General features: G+C 63.1%; 16 protein-coding genes. 7 read left to right on the top strand and 9 right to left on the bottom strand.

The annotated features are described in order from the left end of the window. Positions 1-7: 7 nt before the first annotated feature. Positions 8-418, bottom strand: a complete 411-nt coding sequence (locus NKI95_RS08145; protein ID WP_292659499.1) for a tellurite resistance TerB family protein — start codon at positions 416-418, stop codon at positions 8-10. Positions 419-664: 246 nt separating this feature from the next. Here NKI95_RS08145 and NKI95_RS08150 point away from each other — a divergent pair, with 246 nt between their 5' ends. Next, entirely contained in the window at positions 665-2,320 is a 1,656-nt protein-coding gene (locus NKI95_RS08150; RefSeq protein ID WP_352715706.1) for a lysine--tRNA ligase, read from the top strand. Here NKI95_RS08150 and NKI95_RS08155 read toward each other — a convergent pair. The 7 genes from NKI95_RS08155 to NKI95_RS08185 form a co-directional block, all read right to left on the bottom strand. After that, complete coding sequence (locus NKI95_RS08155; protein ID WP_352715707.1) at positions 2,283-3,119, bottom strand: thermonuclease family protein; 837 nt, start codon at positions 3,117-3,119, stop codon at positions 2,283-2,285. The genes NKI95_RS08150 and NKI95_RS08155 overlap by 38 nt on opposite strands. 11 nt (positions 3,120-3,130) lie before the next feature. Next, entirely contained in the window at positions 3,131-3,775 is a 645-nt protein-coding gene (locus NKI95_RS08160; protein ID WP_023677336.1) for a S24 family peptidase, read from the bottom strand. Positions 3,776-3,857: 82 nt separating this feature from the next. After that, the gene (locus NKI95_RS08165) at positions 3,858-6,077 is read right to left on the bottom strand and encodes a 3-hydroxyacyl-CoA dehydrogenase NAD-binding domain-containing protein (protein ID WP_352715709.1); all 2,220 of its coding nucleotides are present in this window, start codon (positions 6,075-6,077) and stop codon (positions 3,858-3,860) included. A gap of 12 nt (positions 6,078-6,089) precedes the next feature. Next, positions 6,090-7,298 carry an acetyl-CoA C-acetyltransferase gene (locus NKI95_RS08170; RefSeq protein WP_352715712.1) on the bottom strand — a complete coding sequence of 403 codons (1,209 nt, stop codon included), beginning with the start codon at positions 7,296-7,298 and terminating at the stop codon, positions 6,090-6,092. A gap of 31 nt (positions 7,299-7,329) precedes the next feature. Further along, positions 7,330-8,499: an acyl-CoA dehydrogenase family protein gene (locus NKI95_RS08175; protein WP_352715714.1), complete on the bottom strand. Its 1,170-nt coding sequence runs from the start codon at positions 8,497-8,499 to the stop codon at positions 7,330-7,332. A gap of 239 nt (positions 8,500-8,738) precedes the next feature. Next, a complete protein-coding gene (locus tag NKI95_RS08180) occupies positions 8,739-10,535 on the bottom strand; it encodes an acyl-CoA dehydrogenase (protein WP_352715717.1) in 1,797 nt (598 codons plus the stop codon). Between the two features lie 254 nt (positions 10,536-10,789). Beyond that, entirely contained in the window at positions 10,790-11,251 is a 462-nt protein-coding gene (locus tag NKI95_RS08185; RefSeq protein WP_023719513.1) for a MerR family transcriptional regulator, read from the bottom strand. A 550-nt stretch (positions 11,252-11,801) separates the two neighbouring features. On the opposite strand from NKI95_RS08185, the gene NKI95_RS08190 reads away from it, so the two are divergent. From NKI95_RS08190 to NKI95_RS08205, 4 genes are all read left to right on the top strand, one after another. Then, complete coding sequence (locus tag NKI95_RS08190) at positions 11,802-15,647, top strand: peptidoglycan-binding protein (RefSeq protein ID WP_352715720.1); 3,846 nt, start codon at positions 11,802-11,804, stop codon at positions 15,645-15,647. A 191-nt stretch (positions 15,648-15,838) separates the two neighbouring features. Continuing rightward, on the top strand, positions 15,839-16,762 hold the full coding sequence (locus NKI95_RS08195) for a sulfite exporter TauE/SafE family protein (RefSeq protein WP_352715723.1): 924 nt from the start codon (positions 15,839-15,841) through the stop codon (positions 16,760-16,762). Then, positions 16,762-17,553 carry a TIGR02186 family protein gene (locus tag NKI95_RS08200; protein WP_352715726.1) on the top strand — a complete coding sequence of 264 codons (792 nt, stop codon included), beginning with the start codon at positions 16,762-16,764 and terminating at the stop codon, positions 17,551-17,553. Before NKI95_RS08195 ends, NKI95_RS08200 begins: the two co-directional genes overlap by 1 nt. A gap of 108 nt (positions 17,554-17,661) precedes the next feature. Then, positions 17,662-18,918, top strand: a complete 1,257-nt coding sequence (locus tag NKI95_RS08205; protein WP_352715728.1) for an Hsp70 family protein — start codon at positions 17,662-17,664, stop codon at positions 18,916-18,918. Between the two features lie 5 nt (positions 18,919-18,923). On the opposite strand, the gene NKI95_RS08210 is transcribed toward NKI95_RS08205, so the two are convergent. Beyond that, complete coding sequence (locus NKI95_RS08210; protein ID WP_352715731.1) at positions 18,924-19,826, bottom strand: LysR substrate-binding domain-containing protein; 903 nt, start codon at positions 19,824-19,826, stop codon at positions 18,924-18,926. Between the two features lie 280 nt (positions 19,827-20,106). Between NKI95_RS08210 and NKI95_RS08215 the strand changes: the two genes are divergently transcribed. Then, entirely contained in the window at positions 20,107-23,037 is a 2,931-nt protein-coding gene (locus NKI95_RS08215; RefSeq protein WP_352715734.1) for a molybdopterin oxidoreductase family protein, read from the top strand. Beyond that, entirely contained in the window at positions 23,034-23,768 is a 735-nt protein-coding gene (locus NKI95_RS08220) for a 4Fe-4S dicluster domain-containing protein (RefSeq protein ID WP_352470094.1), read from the top strand. The genes NKI95_RS08215 and NKI95_RS08220 overlap by 4 nt, the downstream gene beginning before the upstream one ends.

Here is a 23,768-nt window from a genome sequence, read left to right on the forward strand (position 1 = left end):
CGCCGGCTCAGGTCAGCGTGCGAAGGCGGGCCTTGGCGGCTCGCGCAATGGCGGCGACCGTCAGCGCATCGAGGTCGAGTTCCCGGCGGACGAGCTGCAGGACGCGCACCTCCTCCAGGCGCATCTCGAGATCGACGGCTGCGACCTCGAAGGCGGCCGCATAGGCGGTGTCACGCAGGCGTTCGGGCAGCGCCTCGGCGACGCGCGCCAGGACGCCCTCCAGCCCGTCCTTTTCCTGCAGCATTTTCTGGCAGGCCTGGGCGACCTCGACCAGCCGCTCCTGGTTGAAATCCTCAAACACCGGCCAGGATCGAACGACGTCGCCGATCCGCGCCAGTTCGACGTCGGTCATGTCGCGGTCTGACGCCGAGGTGATGACCATCAGGTAGATCATGGCTTCGTGTGGCGACAATGGCATTTACAACTCCTTGAGATGGTCCCGAAGTTAGGAACGAGGGACCGGCGCCGCAAGGAAAAACAGCCGCGATCGTTGGCGCTCCGGTCACGCGTTGGAACTTGATCCATCCTGACTATCGGGACGGGGGCTCTTAATCTTCTTGCCTGATCACGGTCCTGCCCGAAAACCGGGTTCCACTTTTCGGGATCATGGTCTAGAGCATGCGGCTGCCGGCATGGATGCTGGCAAAGTTGCAGGAATAGCATCATGGCCGAACAACAGCCGATCGATCTCAGCCCGGAAGTCCTCGCCGCCGCCGCCGAAAGCAAGGCGTGGCCATTCGAGGAAGCGAAAAAGATCGTCGCCCGCTACGCGAGCAGCGGCTACCCGGAAACGGTGCTGTTCGAGACCGGCTACGGCCCGTCCGGCCTGCCGCACATCGGCACGTTCGGCGAGGTGGCGCGCACATCTATGGTGCGCCACGCCTTCCGCGTGCTGACCGAAGACAAGGTCAAGACGCGGCTGCTGTGCTTCTCCGACGACATGGACGGATTGCGCAAGGTGCCGGACAATGTGCCTAACAAGGACATGCTGCGCGCCTATCTCGGCAAGCCGCTGACCAGGATACCGGACCCGTTCTCCAATGAGTATCCGTCCTTCGGCGCCGCCAATAACGCACGGCTGCGCGCTTTCCTCGACCGTTTCGGCTTCGATTACGAATTCGCTTCCTCGACCGACTATTATACTTCCGGCCGCTTCGACGCGACGCTGCTCAAGATGCTCGAGCGCTTCGATAAGGTGATGGCAATTATGCTGCCGTCGCTGCGCGAGGAGCGGGCGCTGAGCTATTCGCCCTTCCTGCCGATCCATCCCAAGACCGGCATCGTCATGCAAGTCGCGATCGACGAGCGCAAGCTCGACGCCGGCACCATCGTGTGGCGCGACCCGGACACCGGCGAGCGCTTCGAGACGCCGGTGACCGGCGGCCATGCCAAGCTGCAATGGAAGCCTGATTGGGCGATGCGCTGGGCAGCACTCGGCGTCGACTACGAGATGTCCGGCAAGGATCTGATCGATTCCGTCAAGCTCGCCGGTCAGATTTGCCGCGCGCTTGATGCTCCGGCGCCGGAGGGCTTCAATTATGAGCTGTTCCTCGACGAGCACGGCCAGAAGATCTCGAAGTCGAAGGGCAATGGGCTGACCATCGACGAGTGGCTGACTTACGCGCCAACCGAGAGCCTTAGCCTTTATATGTTCCAGCGCCCGCGAACCGCGAAGAAGCTTTATTTCGACGTCATCCCGAAGGCGGTAGACGAATATTACACGTTCCTCTCTGCCTATCAGCGGCAGGACTGGAAGGAGCGGCTGGGCAATCCGGTCTGGCACATGCATGACGGCAATCCCCCGGCAGTCGACCTGCCGGTTCCGTTCTCGCTGCTGCTCAACCTGGTCAGCGCTTCGAATGCCCAAAACAGGAGCGTGCTGTGGGGTTTCATTTCGCGCCACGCGCCGGGTGTGACGCCGACGACCCATCCCGAGCTCGACCGGCTGGCCGAATATGCCATCCGCTATTTCGACGATTTCGTGAAGCCGGCCAAAGTGTACCGTGCTGCCGACGCGGTCGAGCGCGAGGCGCTGACCAAGCTTTCGGAAGCGCTCGCCGCGCTGCCGGCCGATGCCGACAGCGAGGCGATCCAGAACGCTGCCCTCAATGTTGCGCGCAAGATCGAGCGGTACCAGGATCATTCCAAGCAGAGCCCGGAGGGCGGACCCGGAGTCTCCGTCGCCTTCTTCCAGATGATCTATCAGGTGCTGATAGGTCAGGAACGCGGGCCGCGCTTCGGCTCCTTCGCCGCGCTCTACGGCATCGCCGAAACGCGCGAGCTCATTCAGCGGGCGCTGGCTGGTCAGCTGGCGGCATGAGGACGCCGTCTTGCTCCTGCAGGATCGAGCTAGGCGCTACAGGCGCGGATCGCGACGCAGCCGGGAGCGGCGGCAGGCCTGAAACGCTCGGCGCCGGCCCGAAGACGCCTTTTTTTGCTGCACGCGCCTTCTCGCCGGCTTCCACGTAAGGGCCGCCCTTGGCGGCGCGCGCCCAGCCATTTTCGACCAGCCATTGGCCGATATCCTGATTGCCGATCCGGCACTCGGCGGCGATCAGATCACGACCGCCTTCGGGCGGCACGGCACAGACCACCGCACGACTGCGGAGAAAGGCGCGGAAGGCCGTTCGGGCCCGGATGCCGCAATTCCAGGACTCGCCGCCGTCGGTGCAAGTCTCCTCCTGCTTGACGATGTCGATACCGGAAACCGCAATCGAATAGCCCTTTGCTTCGATGACCCCGGCGGCCGACGCGACGGGCTGGAACAGTTTCGTGCCTTTCCAGTCGTCGGGCATTTTCGTTTTTGGCGGCTTGGGCGGTCCGGCCAATGCCAGATCGCTCAACGGGGCGCGCGGCTCTATCCGTTCAAGCTCGTTGGAACCGAGCTGCGGCGGCACCACGATTTCTGGATCGATTGCCCTCGAATGCGCCGCCTGCTTGGCCGGCACTGGTTTCGGGATGGCCGACGTAGCCGGCGCGGCGGGGTGCGGTTCAGGGCCGACCTGGATTTGCTCCCAAGGGCCGCCGCTTTCGCTCTGGACGGCGCGGCCGCCGGCGACAATTGCCGTGGCCATCGCCGGGATCGCCAGAACAGCCAAGGCAAGGTGAGGCAGACGCACCGGCCCCGCGCCTACTGGCTTGCCCAGACAATCCGCGCCACCCATTCGACATCGCGCATGGGGATGTCGCGGTCAGGGTGATCGGGATTGAGGGAGACCAGCGCGATCGACCTCGGTGTCTGGCGGTCGAGCACCTTGGCCATCACCTCGCCGGCATTGGTCTTGACGACGACGCGATCACCCTTTCGTATGGTAGCCCCCGGTTCGACGATCAGGACATCGCCATTGCGGTAGAGCGGCAGCATGGAATCGCCCTGGACCTTCAAGGCATAGGAGGTTTCGGTTGCCCGTGCCGGAAGCTCGATCAGGTCCCATCCCTGCCCCGCCGGAAACCCGGCGTCGTCGAAGAAGCCACCGGCGCCCGCCTGGGCGAAGCCGAGCAGCGGCACCGACGATCTCTGCACGGGCAGTGCGCCGGAATTACCCCGACCCTCGACCAGCCCCGCAAATTCATCCAGCGAGGCGCCGGTCGCCTCGATGATCTTGGCCAGCGATTCGGTCGACGGCCATCGCGGCCGTCCATCTGAGGACAGCCGCTTCGATTTGTTGAAGGCGGTCGAGTCGAGGCCAGCGCGCCTGGCCAGTCCGGAGGCCGAAAGCGAATAACGCTCGGCAAGAGCGTCGATGGCGGCCCAAACGCGGTCGTGCGAGAGCACCTTGCTCTTCCTTCGAAACAGGAAAAAATACCTTCCCTGTTCTACCCCTTGGCCGCCATCTTGTCCACCGCCGAAGACGGCGTCACGCTGCCTCCTTGGCCTCGTCCCTGGTATAGGGATCGAAGCGCTCGTAGAAGGTCTCGCCCTTCTCCGCCATATCGAGCAGCAGCTTCGGCGCCTTGAACTCGGTGCCGTATTTCTTCTGCAGGCGCTTGGCGAGTTTGACGAATTTCTTCGCGCCGATGCCGTCGATGTAGGATAGTGCACCGCCTGTATAAGGCGCGAAGCCGAAGGCCAGGATCGAGCCGACATCGGCCTCGCGTGGGTCGGTAACGATGCCCTCTTCCATCACCCGTACCGCCTCAAGCGCGATGGTGACCAGCAGCCGCTGCTTCAGTTCCTCATAGTCGACCTGCTCCGGCGCCAGCTGCGGGTAGAGATCCCTGAGGCCTGGCCACAGCTTCTTTTTGGCCGGTTTTGCCGGATAGTCATAGAAGCCCTTGCTGTTCTTACGGCCCAAGCGACCATGCGTGTCGACCATCGTGTTGATCAGCGCCATCTGCTTCGGATCGACCGCCTTGTCGCCGAGGTCGCGCATGGTCTGCTTCATGATCTTCTGGGCAAGGTCGATCGCCGTCTCGTCGGTCAACGCCAAAGGACCGACCGGCATGCCGGCGGCCTTGGCCGCGTTCTCGATCATTGGCGCCGGAACACCTTCGATCAGCATCTTGTAGGCCTCCGACATGTAGCGCAGCACGCAGCGATTAACATAGAAACCGCGCGTATCGTTGACGACAATCGGCGTTTTCTTGATGGCACGGACAAAGTCGATAGCGGTTGCCAGCGCCTTGTCGCCGGTCTTCTTGCCGAGGATGATCTCGACCAGCATCATCTTGTCGACCGGCGAGAAGAAATGGATGCCGATGAAATTCTTCGGCCGCGCCGAATTCCTGGCCAGCGATGTAATCGGTATGGTCGACGTATTCGAGGCGAAGATCGCCGACGGCTTGAGTACAGCCTCGGCCTGTTCGGTGGCAGCCTTCTTTACGGCCGAATCCTCGAATACCGCCTCGACCACAAGATCGCAGCCGGCGAGATCCGCATAGTCGGCCGTCGGCGTGATCAGCGATAGCAACTGGTCCTTGTCCTGTGGCTTGGCACGGCCCTTCTTTACCTGATCCGAGATCAGGTTGTCGGAATGCGCCTTGCCCTTGGCCGCGGATTCCATGTCGCGGTCGAGCAGCACCACCGGAATGCCGGCCTTGGCCGTCACATAGGCGATACCGGCGCCCATGAAGCCGGCGCCGAGTACGCCGATCTTCTTGAACTTCGTTTCCGGCACTCCGGCCGGGCGGCGCGCGCCCTTGTTCAGTTCCTGCAGCGACACGAACAATGAGCGGATCATCGCTGCCGCTTCCCTGGTCTGCATGATCTCGGTGAAATAGCGTTGCTCGATCCGCAAGGCGGTGTCGAACGGCACCAGCAGGCCCTCGTAGACGCATTTCAGGATGGCGGCAGCGGCGGGATAGTTGCCATAGGTCTCGCGGCGCAGGATGGCGATGGCCGGCGGCCACAGATTGGCACCGGCCATCGAATAGATCGGAGCGCCGGGCAGCTTGAAGCCTTTTTCGTCCCAGGGCGCCACGGGTTTCAAGCCGTTCTTGATCATCGCCTTGGCGGTTTCGACCAGCTTGTCCGGCTCGGCAATCTCATGGATCAGGCCCATCGACTTGGCCTTTTGCGGCGACAGCGTCTGGCCGGAGGTCAACATTTGCAGCGCCTGCTGCTGGTCGGTCAGCCGTGGCACGCGCTGGGTGCCGCCGGCGCCCGGAAAAATGCCGATCTTCACTTCGGGAAGCGCCATCCTCACCTGGTCGGAATCGGCCGCGACACGGCCATGGCAGGCGAGCGACAATTCGAACGCGCCGCCCATGCAGGTGCCGTTGATCGCCGAAACCCACGGCTTGCCCGAGGTTTCCAGCTTACGGAACAGGCCATTCATAGTGCCCGCATTGTCGAACAGCGCCTTGGTCGCCTTCTCCGGGTCCTTCGCCTTGTCGGCGGCGAAGGTCGCCAGCATCTTCTGCAGCATGGTGATGTCGGCGCCGCCCGAGAACGTATCCTTGCCGGAGGTGATCACCGCGCCCTTTATCGCTGCATCGCTCGCCACTTTGTCGACGATGGCATTCAGTTCGAGCATCACCTCCTCGGTGAAGACGTTCATCGAACGGTCCGGCATGTTCCAGGTGACCAGCGCAATGCCGTCGGCGTCGATGTCGAGGGTGAAATTGGTGTAGCTCATCATCTCTCTCCGTCAGACGCGTTCGATGATCGTTGCGGTGCCCATGCCGGCGCCGATGCAAAGCGTCACCAGTGCAGTGTTGAGGTCGCGGCGTTCCAGTTCGTCCAGCACCGTACCGAAGATCATCGCACCGGTGGCGCCGAGCGGATGGCCCATGGCGATGGCACCGCCATTGACGTTGATCCGGTCATGCGGAATGTCGAAAGCCTGCATGTAGCGCAGCACCACCGAAGCGAACGCCTCGTTGAGCTCGAACAGGTCGATATCCGACAGCTTCATCTTCGCCCGCTTCAACAGCTTCTCGGTGACGTCGACGGGGCCGGTCAGCATCAGCACCGGTTCGGAGCCGATGTTGGCGAACGCACGGATGCGTGCGCGCGGTTTGAGGCCGAGCGTCTTTCCGGCCTTTTTCGAGCCAAGCAGCACGGCCGCCGCGCCATCGACGATGCCAGACGAATTGCCGGCATGGTGGACGTGGTTGACCTCTTCCACCTCGGGATGCTTCTGCACGGCGACGGCGTCGAAGCCGCCCATTTCGCCCGGCATGACAAAGGACGGATTGAGCGCGGCCAGCGACTGCATGTCGGTCGAAGGCCGCATGTGCTCGTCGTGATCGAGAATGGTCAGGCCGTTCTGGTCCTTGACCGAGATCACCGAATTCTTGAAGCGGCCCTCGCCCCACGCCTTGGCGGCACGCTTCTGGCTTTCGACCGCGTAGGCATCGACATCGTCGCGCGAAAAGCCGTATTTGGTGGCGATCAGGTCGGCAGATATGCCTTGCGGCACGAACCAGCCGGGCAGGCCGACCGACGGGTCCATGAACCAGGCGCCGCCGGAGGCGCCCATGCCGACGCGCGACATCGATTCGACGCCACCGGCAATGACGATCTCGTCGGCGCCCTGCGCGATCTTGGCGGCGCCGAAATTGATGGCGTCCAGTCCCGAGGCGCAGAAGCGCGATATCTGCATGCCAGGCGCCTTGGTGTCGTAGCCGGCCTCGAAAGCAGCGGCACGTGGAATGACCGCACCCGCCTCGCCAACCGGATCGACACAACCGAAGATGATGTCGTCAACAGCGGCGGTGTCCAGCCCGTTGCGGTCGCGGATGGCCTCGAGCACCTTGGCGCCGAGCCGCACCGCCGGCACTTCGTGCAGCGAGCCATCCTTCTTGCCCCTGCCACGCGGCGTGCGCACGGCATCATAGACATAAGCTTCGGCCATTTTCCTGCTCCTTGGGTTTGCTGAAACTCGCTCAGAGCGAGCGCCCGATCAGCAATTTCATGATCTCGTTGGTGCCGCCGTAGATGCGCTGGACGCGGGCGTCGCGGAACATGCGCGCTATCGGATATTCATTCATGTAGCCATAGCCGCCATGCAATTGAAGGCATTCGTCGACGACTTTTCCTTGCAGGTCTGACAGCCAGTATTTGGCCATCGAAGCCGTCACCGGGTCGAGGCCACCGTTAATGTGGCGGGCAACGCAGTCATTATAGAAGACGCGGCCGATGGTCGCCTCGGTCTTCAATTCGGCAAGCTTGAACTGGGTGTTCTGGAATTCGATGATGGCCTTGCCGAAGGCCTTGCGCTCCTTGACGTAGTCGATGGTAAGCGCCAGGGCCCGCTCGACCATGGCGATAGCAGTGGTGCCGATCTGCAGCCGCTCCTGCGGCAATTGTTGCATCAACTGGACGAAGCCCTGGCCTTCGTCGTTGCCGAGCAGGTTCGAGGTCGGCACACGCACGTCGTTGAAGAACAGTTCCGACGTGTCGTTGGCCTTGAGGCCGATCTTGTCGAGGTTGCGGCCGCGCTCGAAACCCTCCACCTCGTCAGTCTCGACGACGATCAGCGAGATGCCCTTGGCGCCCTTCTCAGGATCGGTCTTGGTAACGACGATGATGAAATTGGCGAGCTGGCCGTTGGTGATAAAGGTCTTCGAGCCGTTGAGCTTGTACCGGTTGCCGTCCTTTTCGGCGCGCGTCTTGACGCCTTGAAGGTCGGAGCCCGCACCCGGCTCGGTCATGGCGATGGCGCCGATCAGCTCGCCGCTCGCCAGCCTCGGCAGCCACTTCTTCTTCTGCTCCTCCGAGCCGTAGTGGAGGATATAGGGGGCAACGATCGAATTGTGCAGGCCAATGCCGAACCCGTCGACGCCGACATGGCCGATCGCCTCGATGATGGCGCTCTCATGCGCGAAGGTGCCGCCCGATCCGCCATATTCCTCCGGCATCGAGGCGCAGAGCAGGCCGGCAGCACCCGCCTTCAGCCAGCTTTCGCGGTCGACCATCTCGTTCTTCTCGAACTCGTCGTAACGCGGCGCGATCTCTTCAGACATGAAGCGGTGCGCCATGTCGTAAAGCATGCCGACCTCGTCCGCCGCCCAGGCGGGCTTGGGAAGGCCAAGGATTTCGGCGGGGTTGGTCATGCTTTCTCCCTCGCGCCGACGTTCCCCTCCCCCTCGAGGGGAGGGTGGCCGCGAAGCGGCCGGGTGGGGTCGCCGATGACGTGCTCGACCTTATCTTTTACAACCTGCGCTACGTGCCACGGCATTGCGATCGTTCTCCTCCCAAGGCATGCACCAGAATGGAGGTCGGCGCACTGCACGCAGGACCCCTCCCGGTCCTTCGGGCCACCCTCCCCTCGAGGGGGAGGGGAACGCCGAACCTAGAACGCTTCCGCCGGCAGTGCCATCAATGTGTCGGCACCGCTGGAGATGCGGGCAAGATGCGCCGACGTCTCCGGCATGATCCGCTCTATGAAGAAGCGCGCCGTCACCAGCTTGTTGTCGTAGAAAGACGAAGCGCCGTCGGCGCCATTCGTCAATTTCGCTGCGGCCACCTTGGCCATCTGGGCCCACATATAGCCCAGCGCCACCAGGCCGAAGAGATGCATGTAGTCGGTCGAGGCGGCACCGGCATTGTCGGGCTTGGCCATGCCGTTCTGCACCAGCCACATCGTCGCCGCCTGCAGATCGTTGAGGCCCTTCTTCAGCGCCTTGGTGAAGGGCGCAATCTTTTCGTCGGTGCGGTTTTCCTCGCAGAACTCGCCGACTTCCTTAAAGAAAGCCTGGATCGCGCGACCGCCATTCAAGGCCAACTTGCGGCCGACGAGGTCGAGCGCCTGGATGCCGTTGGCACCCTCATAGATCATGGCGATGCGAGCATCGCGGACGAACTGGCTCATGCCGTGCTCTTCTATATAGCCGTGGCCGCCGAACACCTGCTGCGCCATTACCGCATGATCGAAACCCTTGTCGGTGAGCACGCCCTTGACCACCGGCGTCATCAGGCCGGTGTAGTCGTCGGCCGCCTGGCGATCCTTGTCGTCACTGGAGCGGTGAGCGATGTCGGACTTGATCGCCGTCCACAGCGCCAGCGCGCGGCCGGCCTCGTTGAAAGCCTTCATGGTCATCAGGCTGCGGCGGATGTCCGGATGGACGATGATCGGATCGGCCTTCCTGTCCGGCGCCATCGGCCCTGACAGCGAGCGGCCCTGCAGACGATCCTTGGCGTAGGAAACCGCATTCTGGTAGGCAACCTCCGACAGTGAGAGCCCCTGCAGGCCGACGCCAAGCCGCGCCTCATTCATCATGGTGAACATTGCTTTCAGGCCGCCATTGGCCTCGCCGAGCAGCGTGCCTTCAGCGTCGTCGTAATTCATGACGCAGGTCGAATTGCCATGGATACCCATCTTCTCCTCGATCGAGCCACAGGAGACGGTGTTCTTCTCGCCCGGATTGCCTGAGGCATCGAGCTTGAGCTTCGGCACGATGAACAGCGAGATGCCCTTCACGCCATCCGGCGCGCCCTCGATACGGGCCAGCACGAGGTGGACGATATTGTCCGACATGTCATGCTCGCCGGCCGAGATGAATATCTTCTGGCCGGAGATCCTGTAGGTGCCGTCGCCATTTGGGACGGCCTTGGTGCGCAGCAGGCCAAGATCGGTTCCGCAGTGCGGCTCGGTCAGGTTCATGGTGCCGGTCCAGGCGCCCTCGACCAGCTTCGGCAACCATGTTGCCTTCTGCTCTTTGGTGCCATGGGTGATGATCGCAGCGATCGCGCCCTGCGTCAGGCCGGCATACATCATCAGCGACATATTGGCCGACACCATATATTCGGCAACCGCAGTGTGCACCGCGTAGGGCAAGCCTTGCCCGCCAAACTCGACAGGTGCCGCGAGCCCCATCCAGCCGCCCTCGCGATACTGGTCGAAGGCTTCCTTGAAGCCTTTCGGCGTCGTTACCGAACCGTCGTCATTGTGCACGCAGCCTTCCACGTCGCCGACACGGTTCAGCGGCTGCATCACGTTTTCGGCGAGCTTCGCGCCCTCGGCAAGGATGGCCTCGAGCACATCCGACGTCGCGTCGGAAAATCCGGGAAGATTGGAATAACGCTGATATCCCAGCACTTCGTTCAGCACGAACAGCGTGTCCCGGACCGGCGCTCTGTAGATCGGCATGCGTTTCCTCCACCATGCGGTCTTGGCCCCGAAATCAGCCCCAGCATATGAGGATGGCAGGCGGACCAACGTTACGGTCGAGATAACAAATATTGACGTTTGCGTAAACGTCAATTCTGCGGTGCGGCAAATTTTCTGCCGCGCGCCAAGACGGCAAACGACGAAAGACGGCAAACGACGAAAGACGGCAAACGACGAAGAACCGCGCAGCGAAAGCCACGCGGTTCTCATTCGTCGGAAATCGACAGGTTAGTTTAGCTCGCCACGCTGGCCTGCGGCGCCGAGCGCTCGATCAGCATTTGCCGGACGGTCGACATCGAAGCACTCAGTTCGCTGATGGCGTCGTCGATCAGCGCCCGCTGCTTCTGCAGACGGGCAAGCTGCTTCTCCGACTTGTCGAGCGCCAGCCGCAACTGCTTGGTGTTGGAGCCGTTCGGATCGTAGAGGTCCATCATCTGCTTGACGTCGCGCAGCGAGAACCCGACCTTGCGGCCAAGCAGGATCAGCTTCAGCCGGGCCCTGTCGCGGCGCGTATAGAGACGGGTCGATCCGTCACGCTGCGGGTTGAGTAGACCCTTGTCCTCATAGAAACGCAGCGTACGCAGCGTCACTCCGTATTTCTTGGCCATTTCGCCGATGCGGACAAGCTCTTCACCGGCTTCGCTCGACATATCGTTGGTGTTGGCCGCGGCTTGGCCGGGCGAAATAAGTTTCATGGTCACTGGCTTTCCCCGTCTGGTGGCGTCGCGGTCGCGGACCTTGCGTCGCCTGAGTGAAAGCGGGGGCGTGCTTCCACTCGTGGTTTCAACAAACAAATCGCAAACGGCGTAATGCGCTCATTTACGTTTACGTCAATTCTATATCGATAGCCGCCTCACCACGCAAGAGCGTTCTGGGCTTGGAACTTTATGCCGCAGCGCCGGCGGATGACCCAAAGGCCGCGGCCGATTTCGGAAGCGATCATGCGGCAGATCAAAATTCTACAGCGTCCTTTGTGCGTCCAAAAAGACAGGTGGCGCGGTCGGCGGCCAGTCGACAAAGTTGCAACTTCTTAAGCTTGGTTAACGCGTTGTTTACCACGTTGGGGCGAAATGTGCGCATGTCGGTTACCCGTGTCTATCCTGTATTGAATTTTTCACGGTTTTTCGGAGCGCGGATGAGACCCGGGAAGCTCGTCTTCCACTGCAACAAGCCAAGCAGTCGCCTTCGTCCCGGCAGGACTTTGGGAACCTGGTGAAAGCCAGCAATTCTGAAACGGGCGCATTGATGAACAGCAAGCGGTCCTACCTCGATACACTCAACGCCGGCAGGCAACGCAGGCCGCACACGACGCTTGAAGAGCTCAACCGCTCCCTGGAAACTCTGGAGCAGCGACTGGAGCGGACGCGCGAGGAGACGGCAAGCCACCCCGATCCGCGCCGACCAGCGGCAGAACCGCGCTATCCCAGCGCCCAACCCTATGGCCAGCAGCGCCGGTATGAGGATCCACGCGTGCAACGGCCGAAAGGTCCAGCAGCGGCTTTCGACCAGAATTACCAGGCGATCGCCCGCGATATCGACCGGGTGCGCGGTCAGGAGGACGGCGTCGCCCTAGCCGGCAAGATCGCCGGGGAATTGCGCGGCCTGCGCGAAGAGCTGCGGCAGCAGATGACCTCCGGCCTGCAACGCGAGTTCGATGTGCTGCGCAAGAATATTGAGCGAGCCTTCCAGTCAAATGGCGGCGACAAAGGCAGCGCCGAACTCGGCGTCGAATTCGAGCGGCTTTCCGGCGCCATCCAGACACTGGCCGAAAAAAGCGACGACAGAAGCGTCAATATGCTGCGGCTCGAGCTTGAGCAGGTCAAGGCCGCGCTCGATACGCTGGCGCGCGAGGAGAGCGTGCAGGCGGTCGGCCGCCGCTGGGACGAATTCGACCGCCGCTGGAACGCCTTCGAGGACCGCGTCGACGCCGATCAGCGCAAGCGCTCCGATGCACCCGGCCTGTCGGCGTTGACGGAGCGGCTCGAACAGATCAGCAATGCCGTCAGCAATCTGCCGGAATCGCTGTCGCTGCGCTCGCTCGAGGAAAAGGTCCGCACGCTTGCCGGAGCGGTCGACCATTTCGCCCGCCAGCAGGACAATCGCGGGAGCGACACATTCAGTCAGATCGACGAGCGGCTCGACGAGATTTCCCGCGCGATCGTCGCCTCGACGGTTGCCGCGCAAGCCAATTCGTTCGACCCCGAGCCCTTCGAACGCATCGAGAAGCGGATCGATTCACTGGCCCAGCAAATCGAAGAAGTGTCGCAGGATCGTCCGGGTCGGGAGGTCATCGACCGTCTCAACACATTGTCGAGCCGTGTGGATGAGCTGGCCGGCCGAGCCAATCTGCCGGAACAGGCGATGGAGCGGCTTGCCAGGCAAGTCGCGCTTATTGCCGACAAGATCGACCATGCACCTGCCATGCCCGACGCGGACTACATCTTCCAGGGGCTCGAGCAGCGCTTCGACGTGCTGTCCAGCATGATGGAACGTCGCCAGGGCGACGCCATCGAACAAGGCAACATGCTGTTTCGCGACCTTGAGCGCCGGTTGGACGAGGTCGCCGACAGGCTCGACCAGCGCATGCCGCAGGTCGACAGCGCCGGCATCATGGATGCCATCGACGCCCGCTTCACCGCGCTGGCCAAGCGGATGGAGACGCGCGTTCCGGATCCTGCCAACGAGGCGGCGATCCGTGGCCTGGAGAGCCGGCTCGAAGACATCTCAAGCCGGCTGGATTCGTCCGCGGCACAGGTCGCCAGCATCGACCCGGCGTTGATCCGCAGCCTTGAAGCGCAGGTCGCCGGCCTGACGGCGCATCTTTCCAAGCCCGGCACGCCGCTGCCGGAATTCGACGACATCAGCCCGCGCCTCAACGAAATCGAGAAGTCGCTGGCCGGAACCCGCGATTCCATCCTCGGCGCGGCGCGCGAGGCGGCTGAGAGCGCCGTCCGCTCGCTGGCCGGATCAAGCGCGAACACGGCGGCCGTTACCGGCCTCGCCCACGACCTGAAGACGCTTGAGGCACTGACGCGCCGTTCGGACGAGCGCAATTCGAGGACGTTCGAGGCTATCCACGATACGCTGCTCAAGATCGTTGACAGGCTTGGTTCACTGGAGACCGGCGAACCGGCAAGCGCGGAGTTGAGCAAGCGCTTCGGCCGGGCATCCAAGATCTCGGTGCAGGACGCACCGTCGATGGACCTCGACCAGCCGCTGCCGTTGACGGGCAGCATGGCCGATCTCGACGGCCGCGCCGCGGCGCTCGTGCGCGACGAACCAGGTCCGCGTACGCCGGCTGAGGCCGCCGCCGCAGCCGCCCTGGCGGCTCTCGGTTCAGACACGACGCGTGAAAAAACCGAGCAAGGCGGCGGCAGGAAATCGATGTTAGGCGGGCTGGCGCGCGCCTTGAAGGGCAAGAAGGACGCCGAGATGCCGCCGCTTGCAGGCTCGGCGCCGAGCGCCGAGATACCGAGCGTCGATCTCGACGAGCCCCTCGACCCCAAGCTCGCCAACCGGCCACTGGAACCCGGCTCCGGCGCACCCGACCTCAGCGCCATCATGAAGCGCGTGCGCGACGAGCGCGGGCAGCCGTCCCGGGAAGGCGGCGCTGAGGCGGCGAAATCGGACTTCATCGCGGCAGCCAGACGGGCTGCGCAAGCGGCGGCCGCCGAGGCGGACGCCCTCAAGCGCCAGTCGACGATGAAAGGCCCGGTCAAGGCACTCAGGATCGGCGACCTGCTCAAGGCGCGGCGCAAGCCGATCCTGATGGGGGCAATCGCCATCATGCTGGCGCTTGCCGGCCTGCAACTGGGCAAAGCCTTCTTCTCCGACCCGGTCGAAGTCGCCAACAATGAGGCGGCACCGGCCGTGGCCGTACAGCCGGTGGAAACTGCATTGGCCAGCGTTGCCAGCGAGCCGAAGGCGGACGCGCAGACGACAGCACAGGAGAGCGCGCCGTCGCCCACCGTCAGGCAGGCAATGACCAAGGACGACACGGCGGCGCAAACTGGCCCCGCCACAGCGGCAACCGAGGCATCGACGGCGCCCTCGGCTGCCGCGGCATCCGCTGACCTAGCGGCGCCAGACACCACGGCCGCAGTGCCCGCGCCTGCAGCGGCGACGGTCAGCTACGCCGAGCCAATGGCTGCCGCGCCTGCTATCACCACCGCTGCGACGCAGGACACGACGGGCACGGTGCCGCCAGCGGATGCTGCCGCGGCAGCAGGCGCCGAGATCGACGTTCCGGCCGATGCCGGTCCGGTCGCCCTGCGCGATGCAGCGGCCGGCGGCGACGCCAAGGCGCTGTTCGAGATCGGCTCGCGCTACGCCGAGTCGCGCGGTGTCAAGGAAGACATGGCGGCGGCGGCCAAATGGTATGAGAAAGCTGCCGACCTCGGTTTCGCACCGGCAGAATACCGCATCGGCAATTTCTACGAGAAGGGCATCGGCGTCGCACGCGACATCAAGAAAGCGAAGACCTGGTACCAGCTTGCCGCAGAGCAGGGCAATGCCAGCGCCATGCACAATCTGGCCGTGCTGTTTGCGATGGCGGCGGATGGCGTGACCGACAATGAATCGGCAGCGCGCTGGTTCCAGGCGGCGGCGGATCTCGGTGTCAAGGACAGCCAGTTCAATCTCGGCATCCTCGCGGCGAAGGGCGTCGGCATGAAGCAGAACCTCGAGGAGAGCTACAAATGGTTCGCGCTCGTCGCCAAGACCGGCGACAAGGATGCGGCGGCCAAGCGCGACGAGATCGCCAAGGCGCTGAGGCCCGAGCAGCTGGAGCGTGCGCGGGCCGCGGCTGACCTGTGGAAGGCCAAGCCGCTCGATCCAGCCGCCAATTCGGCCGACATTCCTGAATCGTGGCAGGATGGCACACCGCAGACGACGGCCGGCATCGACATGAAGAAAGCGGTCCAGAACATCCAGCGCATTCTCAACAAGAACGGCTACGAAGCCGGCAATCCCGACGGCATGATGGGCCAGAAAACCAAGAACGCGATCATGGCCTTCCAGGCCGACAACGACATGAAGGCAACCGGCGCGATCGACGAAAAACTGGTCAAGGCGCTGCTCGCGCGCAAATAACGGCGGATGCGTCGTTTCCGCGACGTCCCTGCCACAGATTTGCCTGTTAACTGATTGAGTTGTTTTTTGTTTCGGCAGCGCGACGAAGTTTGACTTCACCGCCCGGCCGGCGCAAGAACGAGATAACCTTCTGACGCAAAATGCCCGCAACGGTTGCATTCGCCAGGAGGCAAACTGATCGAGACTGACGGGTGGGCATCTATCTCCCGATCGCGGAAATTTCCGTCAACGTCTTCGTGCTGCTGGCAATGGGCGCAGCGGTGGGTTTCCTGTCGGGCATGTTCGGCGTGGGCGGCGGCTTTCTCATCACGCCGCTGCTGATCTTCTACAACATACCGCCGGCAATCGCGGTCGCCACCGGCGCCAACCAGGTCATCGCTTCCTCCTTTTCCGGCGCCCTGTCGCACATGAAGCGCGGCACGCTCGACTTCAAGCTCGGCGGCGTGCTTTTGGCCGGCGGCATCGTCGGTTCGACCGGCGGCATCTATGTCTTTGCACTCCTGCGCCGGCTCGGCCAGCTCGACCTGTTCATATCGCTGCTCTACGTCGTGCTGCTCGGCACTGTCGGCGGGCTGATGCTGGTCGAGAGTGTCAATGCACTGCGCGCAACCCGCAGCGGCGCCGCACCGGTGTTGAAGAAATCCGGCCAGCACAACTGGATCCACCGCCTGCCGCTGAAGATGCGGTTCAGGGCCTCGAAGCTCTTTGTCAGCGTTATTCCGGTGCTTGGGCTGGGCGCGGCGATTGGCTTCCTGTCGTCGATCATGGGAGTCGGCGGCGGCTTCATCATGGTGCCCGCCCTGATCTACCTTTTGAAAGTGCCGACCAACGTCGTCATCGGCACCTCGCTGTTCCAGATCATCTTCACCTCGGCCTACACCACGCTGGTCCACGCCACCACCAACCAGACGGTCGACGTCATGCTCGCCTTCCTGTTGATGGCAGGCGGCGTCGCCGGCGCACAATATGGCGCCAAGGCCGGTCAGAGGCTGCGGGGCGAACAACTCAGGGCACTGCTGGCGCTGCTTGTGCTGGCGGTCGCCATCCGGCTCGCCATCGATCTTTTCGTCACGCCTCCCAATCTCTATTCGCTGTCCGGCGTGGGCCTGAGCTGATGGCTGGCTTGAGGACGCTCGCGGCCGCCGCCTTGCTGTCGCTGCTGGCCGCGGCGTCACCGGCGAAGGCACAGACGCCACTAACCGAAAACATCCAGATCGGCCTTTCCACCGACAATGTCTCGATTACCGCCGGCTTTTCCGGCGCCGACCTGACCATCTTCGGATCGCTGGAAAATGCCGATCCGCTTGTCGCACGGCAAGGGCGCTACGACGTGATCGTTGTGCTGGAAGGCCCGGCCCGACCGGTCGTCGTGCGCCGCAAGGACCGGGTGCTCGGCGTCTGGGTCAATCTGGAGTCGGAGACCTTCGAAAACGTACCTGTCTCCTATTCGGTGGCGACGACGCGGCCGCTGCAGGACGTCACCGATCCGAACAGCTACAGGCAGCTGTCGCTTGGCGCCTCCAACCTCTATTTGCAGCCGGCCGACGCCGAGGACAGCCCGGCGACAATCGAGGAGTTCACCGCCGCGCTGCGCGAGCGCAAGGCGGCAACAGGCCTCTACAGCGAGAATGTCGGCGGTGTGCAGTTCCTGTCGCAGAACCTGTTCCGCGCCACCGTCAGGCTCGCTCCCAACGTTCCGGTCGGCACCCACAAGGCCCGCGCCTTCCTGTTCAAGAGCGGCCTGTTCATCAAGGAAAGCTCCGCCCAGCTCGAAATCCGCAAGTCCGGTTTCGAACAGTCGATCTTCCGCGTCGCGCACGACTACTCCTTCCTCTACGGTGTCTTTGCCGTATCGCTGGCCATGCTGACAGGCTGGCTCGGAAGACTGGTCTTCAGGAAAGACTGAACTCTCGTAAAAGTGGTTTCCCTTTCCGAGGGTATGGGCTAGACCGCGACCCCCGGCCCGACCGGACACGAGCTGCTGCTCCCCAAATCAGAAATACAGGAACGCACGATGCGACCAGCATTTGCCGGGATCGACTTCGGCACTTCAAATTCCACCGTGAGCGTGGTCAGGAACGGGCAGCCGCGGCTGGTGCCGTTGGAAGACGGCCAGGTCACGCTGCCCAGTGCGGTGTTTTTCAATTTCGAGGACAACCGCACCTATTTCGGGCGACGCGCCATCGCCAACTATACGGACAGTATCGAAGGCCGCCTGATGCGCTCGCTGAAGAGCGTGCTCGGCAGCTCGCTCGCTCATGAAAAGACGCGCATCAAGGCGCGCTCGATCGGCTTCATGGAAATTGTCGGCCTATTTGTCGGCCACCTGAAAAAGAAGCTCGAAGAAAACGCCCTCGACACCGTCGAAAGCGTCGTGCTCGGACGGCCGGTACAGTTCGTAGACGACGACGCCGGGGCCGACGCCGGGGCCGAGCACGAACTCGAAAATGCCGCTCGCGCCCAAGGCTTTAAGCATATCGCCTTCCAATTCGAGCCGATCGCGGCGGCACTCGATTACGAGCAGAAAGTGACGCGCGAGGAACTGGCGCTGATCGTCGACATGGGCGGCGGCACGTCCGATTTCTCTATCGTGCGGGTCTCGCCCGAGCGCGCCCGCTCGCTCGACCGCAAGGACGATATCCTGGCCAGCCGCGGCATCCACATCGGCGGCACCGACTTCGACCGGCTGCTGAGCATCGCCCATGTAATGCCGCAGCTCGGCTATCTGACGTCAACCAAGGACGGCAAGCGCAATCTGCCGGCGAGCTACTTCATCGACCTGGCTACATGGCAGCGCATCAACCTGGTCTACACCGCAAGGGCGATGACGCATCTGCGCCAGATCCGCTACGAGGCGGAGCGCGCAGACCTGGTCGAACGCTTCATCCACATCGTCGAGCATCGTTACGGCCACGCTCTGGCGGCGCTGGTCGAAAGGGCCAAGATCGAGCTGACGCACCGATCGTCGGCCGGTATCGAGGTCGCGCTACCGGAGGTGAGGTTCACGGCAGAGATCACGCGCGAAGGTCTCGAAGCCACTATCGCTCGGGATATTGAGCGCGTTGCAGGTACCGTCGAGCAGACCGTCCGCGACGCGCAGGTGAAGCCCTCCGATATCACGGCGGTGTTCCTGACCGGCGGATCGACCGCGATCCCGCTGGCCAGGCAGCAGATCCTGGCTCTGGTGCCGCAGGCGTCGGTAATCGAAGGCGACGTGTTCGGCTCGGTCGGGCTTGGGCTGGCGCTCGACGCGCAGCGGAAGTTCGGCTGATCGGCTTAAAGCGGCGTGGCTCTCTCAGCTTTGCCGCCGAGATGCGCCTTGAGCGCCATCTGGGCCAGGCTTGGCTGCCGGTCGCGATGCGTGATCATGGCAAATTCGCGCTTCGGCAGATCGATCGGCACGGAACGCAGGCTGCCTTCGGCGACCGCGCGCGCGACGACGAGTTCCGAAATGATGGTGGCGCCGGCGCCGGCCTCGACTGCCTGGCGAATAGCCTCATTGCTCGGCAACACCAGGAATATCTGCAGGTCCGCAAACGAAATCCCGTCGCGTCGGGCAAGGTCCTCCAGCGCCTCGCGCGTGCCCGACCCGCCTTCGCGAATGATCCAGCGAAGCCCCCCAAGGTCCGGATGCCCAGGCGAAACTTCGGCGATCTCGGAATGCGAGCGCGCCACGACCAGTATCATGCGATCGATATCGACCTTGGCACGCCGCAATATGTCGGATTCGGTGCGCCCCTCGACCAGGCCAAAATCCGCTGCGCCATCAAGCACATTGGTCTCGACCTGCCTGGTGTTGCCAATGCTCACGCTCAGCCTGACGGCAGGATAGGCTTCGTGGAAAGAGGCGAGCCGGCGCGGCAGCCAATAGCTGGCGATGGTCTGGCTGGCAGCGATCGAGAGACTGCCTGATATCGTCTGCGAGACATGCTCCAGCACGTTGTGGGCGGCCGCCGCCCGCTCGAGAACCGCCTTGGCCTCCGGCAGGAACCGGCGCCCGGTCTCGGCGAGCTCTATGTTGCGGCCAACGCGATTGAACAACTGGACGCCATGCTGCTGCTCGAGCGAGCGGATCGCGGCGGATGCCGCCGACTGTGAGATGCCCACCAACTCGGCCGCTTTGGTCATGTGCGCCCGTTCGGCGACGGCGACGAAGATCCGCAATTGGTCCAGAGTCATGCCGGCATTAAGAAGCAAATCCGATTGGAATTACAAGAGCAAGTTGTTAGACAGATTGATTGCTTTGTTCTAGATTTTGGCCCGAAATTGGAAAAAAGTCGCGCCAGAACAGTCGAGGCTAGAAATTGGTGAGGCTGTTCAAATCCGTGTTTGCGCACTGGACCCGCAGCCTGCCATGGCGGCTCGTCGGTGAACGCTATCGGCCGGAACAGCATTACATGCGCGGCCCAGGCCCGAAGACGAGAGCCAAGGCCGCGGAACGCAAAAACATCGCCGGATCATGACCAACGAACCGCTGCGCGGCGCCAACTCAGCACCATCCCAACGGCCGCTTGCCGATACGCGCGCGCCCGCTGAAGGCGACGGCGTCGATACTTCGCCCGATGTCTCCGACAGTGTCGCCAAGACCACTTGCTATATGTGCGCCTGCCGCTGCGGCATCGACGTCCATATCAAGGACGGCAAGGTCCGCTACATCAACGGCAACAAGGACCACCCGGTCAACCGCGGCGTGCTGTGCGGCAAGGGCAGCGCCGGCATCATGCAGCATTACAGCCCGGCCCGGCTGAAGAAGCCGCTGCTACGCACCGGCCCGCGCGGCTCGGGTGAGTTCCGCGAGATCGAGTGGGAGGAAGCTTTGTCGATCGCGACGAAGCGGCTTTCGAATATCCGCCGAACCGATCCGAAGAAACTCGCCTTCTTCACCGGGCGCGACCAGTCGCAATCGCTGACCGGCTGGTGGGCGAGCCAGTTCGGCACGCCGAACTTTGCCGCCCATGGCGGCTTCTGCTCGGTCAATATGGCGGCCGGCGGCCTCTACACGATTGGCGGCTCGTTTTGGGAGTTCGGCGAACCCGATTGGGACAACACCAAATATTTCATGCTGTTCGGGGTTGCCGAAGACCATGATTCCAATCCGATCAAGATCGGCCTCGGCAAGCTCAAGGCGCGCGGCGCCAAGGTGGTCTCGATCAATCCCTGCCGCACCGGCTATAATGCAATTGCCGACGACTGGATCGGCATCCGGCCTGGCACCGACGGCCTGTTCGTATTTGCCCTCATCCACGAATTGCTGAAGGCAGGGCGCGTCGATCTCGACTACCTCTTGCGCTACACCAACGCCCATCTTCTCGTCATTCAGGAGCCTGGTGCGGCCGACGACGGGCTGTTCATGCGCGATGATGGCGGCAATCCACTGGCTTGGGACAGGGTGGCGAAGATGCCTGTCGATGCCAGCAATGCCGATGCGAAACCGGCATTGACCGGCAGCGTTCTAGTTGACGGCCGCCGCGGCGTGCCGGTCTTCCAACTCGTCGCCGACCGCTATCTGGACGAGAGCTATTCACCCGACGCCGTCGCTGACCGGTGCGGCATCTCCGCCGACACGATCCGACGCATTGCTGCAGAACTCGCTCATGTCGCCTTCGAACAGCAAATCGAATTGCCGGTGGCCTGGACGGACTGGGCCGGCCGCCGGCACGAGACCATCAAGGGCCGGCCGGTGTCGATGCATGCGATGCGCGGCATCTCGGCCCATTCGAACGGTTTTCACTCCTGCCGCGCCATTCATCTGCTTCAGGTGCTTCTCGGCACGGTGGACGTGCCGGGCGGCTTCCGCTTCAAACCGCCTTATCCACGGTGTGCACCGCCGGGTCCGAAGCCAGCCGGCAAGAATGTGAAGCCGATGACGCCGCTGGACGGCATGCCGCTCGGTTTCGTCTGCGGACCGGGGGACCTGCTGATCGATGAAGCCGGCAAGCCCATTCGTATCGACAAGGCCTACTCCTGGGATGCGCCGCTTGCAGCACACGGCCTCATGCACACGGTCATCCGCAACGCCTGGGCCGGCGATCCCTACACGATCGACACGCTATTCATGTACATGTCGAACATGGCCTGGAACTCGTCGATGAACACGGTCGAGACGATGGCGATGCTGACCGACATGGATGCGTCGGGCGAGTACAAGATCCCGTTCATCATCTATTCCGACGCTTATTATTCCGAGACCGTGCCGTTCGCCGATCTGGTGCTGCCGGATACGACCTATCTCGAGCGTCATGACTGTATCAGTCTGCTCGACCGGCCGATCAGCCACGCCGACGGGCCGGGCGACGCCATCCGCCATCCCGTCGTCGAGCCGGACCGCGAGGTCAGGCCGTTCCAGACGGTGCTGATCGAACTCGGCGCGCGGCTCAGCCTGCCCGGCTTCGTCGACGACGATGGTTCCGCCAAATACCGCGACTATGCCGACTACATCGTCAATCACGAGCGCACACCAGGTGTCGGTCCGCTCGCCGGCTGGCGCGGAAAGGACGGGGCCTCGGTTGGCAAGGGCGAGGTCAATCCCGACCAGTTGCAGCGCTACATCGATAATGGCGGCTTCTGGCACCAGGATTTCGCCGTCGATCAGCGCTACTATAAGATGGCCAACCGCTCGTATCTCGAATTCGCCGAGAGCATGGGCTTCATCCCGAAGGCCGAGCCGATCGCCTTCCAACTCTATTCCGAGCCGATGCAGCGCTTTCGCCTTGCGGCGCGCGGCCATGGCGGGGTGCTGCCGCCGAAGGCAGAGTGCAGCCGTATCGAGACCTATATGGATCCGCTGCCGTTCTGGTACGCGCCCTTCGAAGAGGCTGCGGTCGATAGCCAAGTCTATCCGCTCCACGCGCTGACGCAGCGGCCGATGCATATGTACCATTCATGGGGTTCTCAGAACGCGTGGTTGCGGCAGATCACCAGCCAGAACCGGCTGTTCGTGCATCACCGGACCGCAGCCAGCCTCGGGCTTGTCGATGACGACTGGGTGTGGATCGAGAGCATCAACGGCAAGGTAAAAGGACAGATCAAGCTGGTCGACGGCGTCAACGCAGATACGGTGTGGACCTGGAACGCCATCGGCAAACGGCGCGGCAGCTGGGGGCTCAAGGATGACGCGGCCGAATCCAATCGCGGCTTCCTGCTCAACCACATCATCGGCGACCAGACCTCCGCCGATGCCAGCGGCAAACGCTATTCGAATTCCGATCCGGTGACCGGTCAGGCGGCGTGGTTCGACCTGCGCGTGCGCATCGTCAAATGCGCGCCCGAGGAAGCTGGCTTCACCGAACCGCAGTTCGAGCGGTTCCGGCAGCCGCCGGAGTCTGAGCCCTCGCCCGACAAACTGAGTTTCGGCGCCGAGTTCCGCATGAAAAGAGAAGCCGCCGAATGACTTGCCTTCCCGCCCATACCGACAAGAAGCTCGGCCTTGTCATCGATCTCGACACCTGCGTCGGCTGCCAGGCCTGCGTTACCGCCTGCAAAGAATGGAACACCGGCGGCCATATGGCGCCGCTAACCGACATCGACCCCTATGGCGGCAATGTTGACGGTGTCTGGTTCAACCGCGTGCACAGTTATGAGCACATGACCGAGATGGGTGGGCGCACGGTCAATTTCCCACGCTCCTGCCTGCACTGCGAGACACCGGCGTGCGTCACGGTCTGCCCGACCGGCGCCTCCTACAAACGGGCGTCGGATGGCATCGTGCTGGTCGACGAGGACAAGTGCATCGGCTGCAAACTGTGCAGCTGGGCCTGTCCCTACGGTGCGCGCGAATTCGACACCGATGTTGGCGTGATGAAGAAATGCACGTTGTGCGTCGACCGCATCTACAACGACAATCTGGCGGAAGAAGATCGCGTGCCTGCCTGCGTTGCCGCCTGTCCGACCAGCGCGCGGCATTTCGGCGATCTGGGCGATCCGGCATCGGCTATCTCGCAACTGGTGGCCGAGCGCGGCGGTGTCGATCTGATGCCGGAAATGGGCTATAAGCCGACCAACAAATATCTGCCGCCACGTGCCCACACCACCCGCGCCGCATCGGTACCGGCGCCGGCGCTTGAAGCGGTGCGGGCCGAAGGCGGCTTCCTCGGCTGGGTCGACCGCATGCTTTCGAACTGA

This window comes from Mesorhizobium sp. M0306 (genome assembly GCF_040321655.1).
GTDB lineage: Bacteria > Pseudomonadota > Alphaproteobacteria > Rhizobiales > Rhizobiaceae > Mesorhizobium.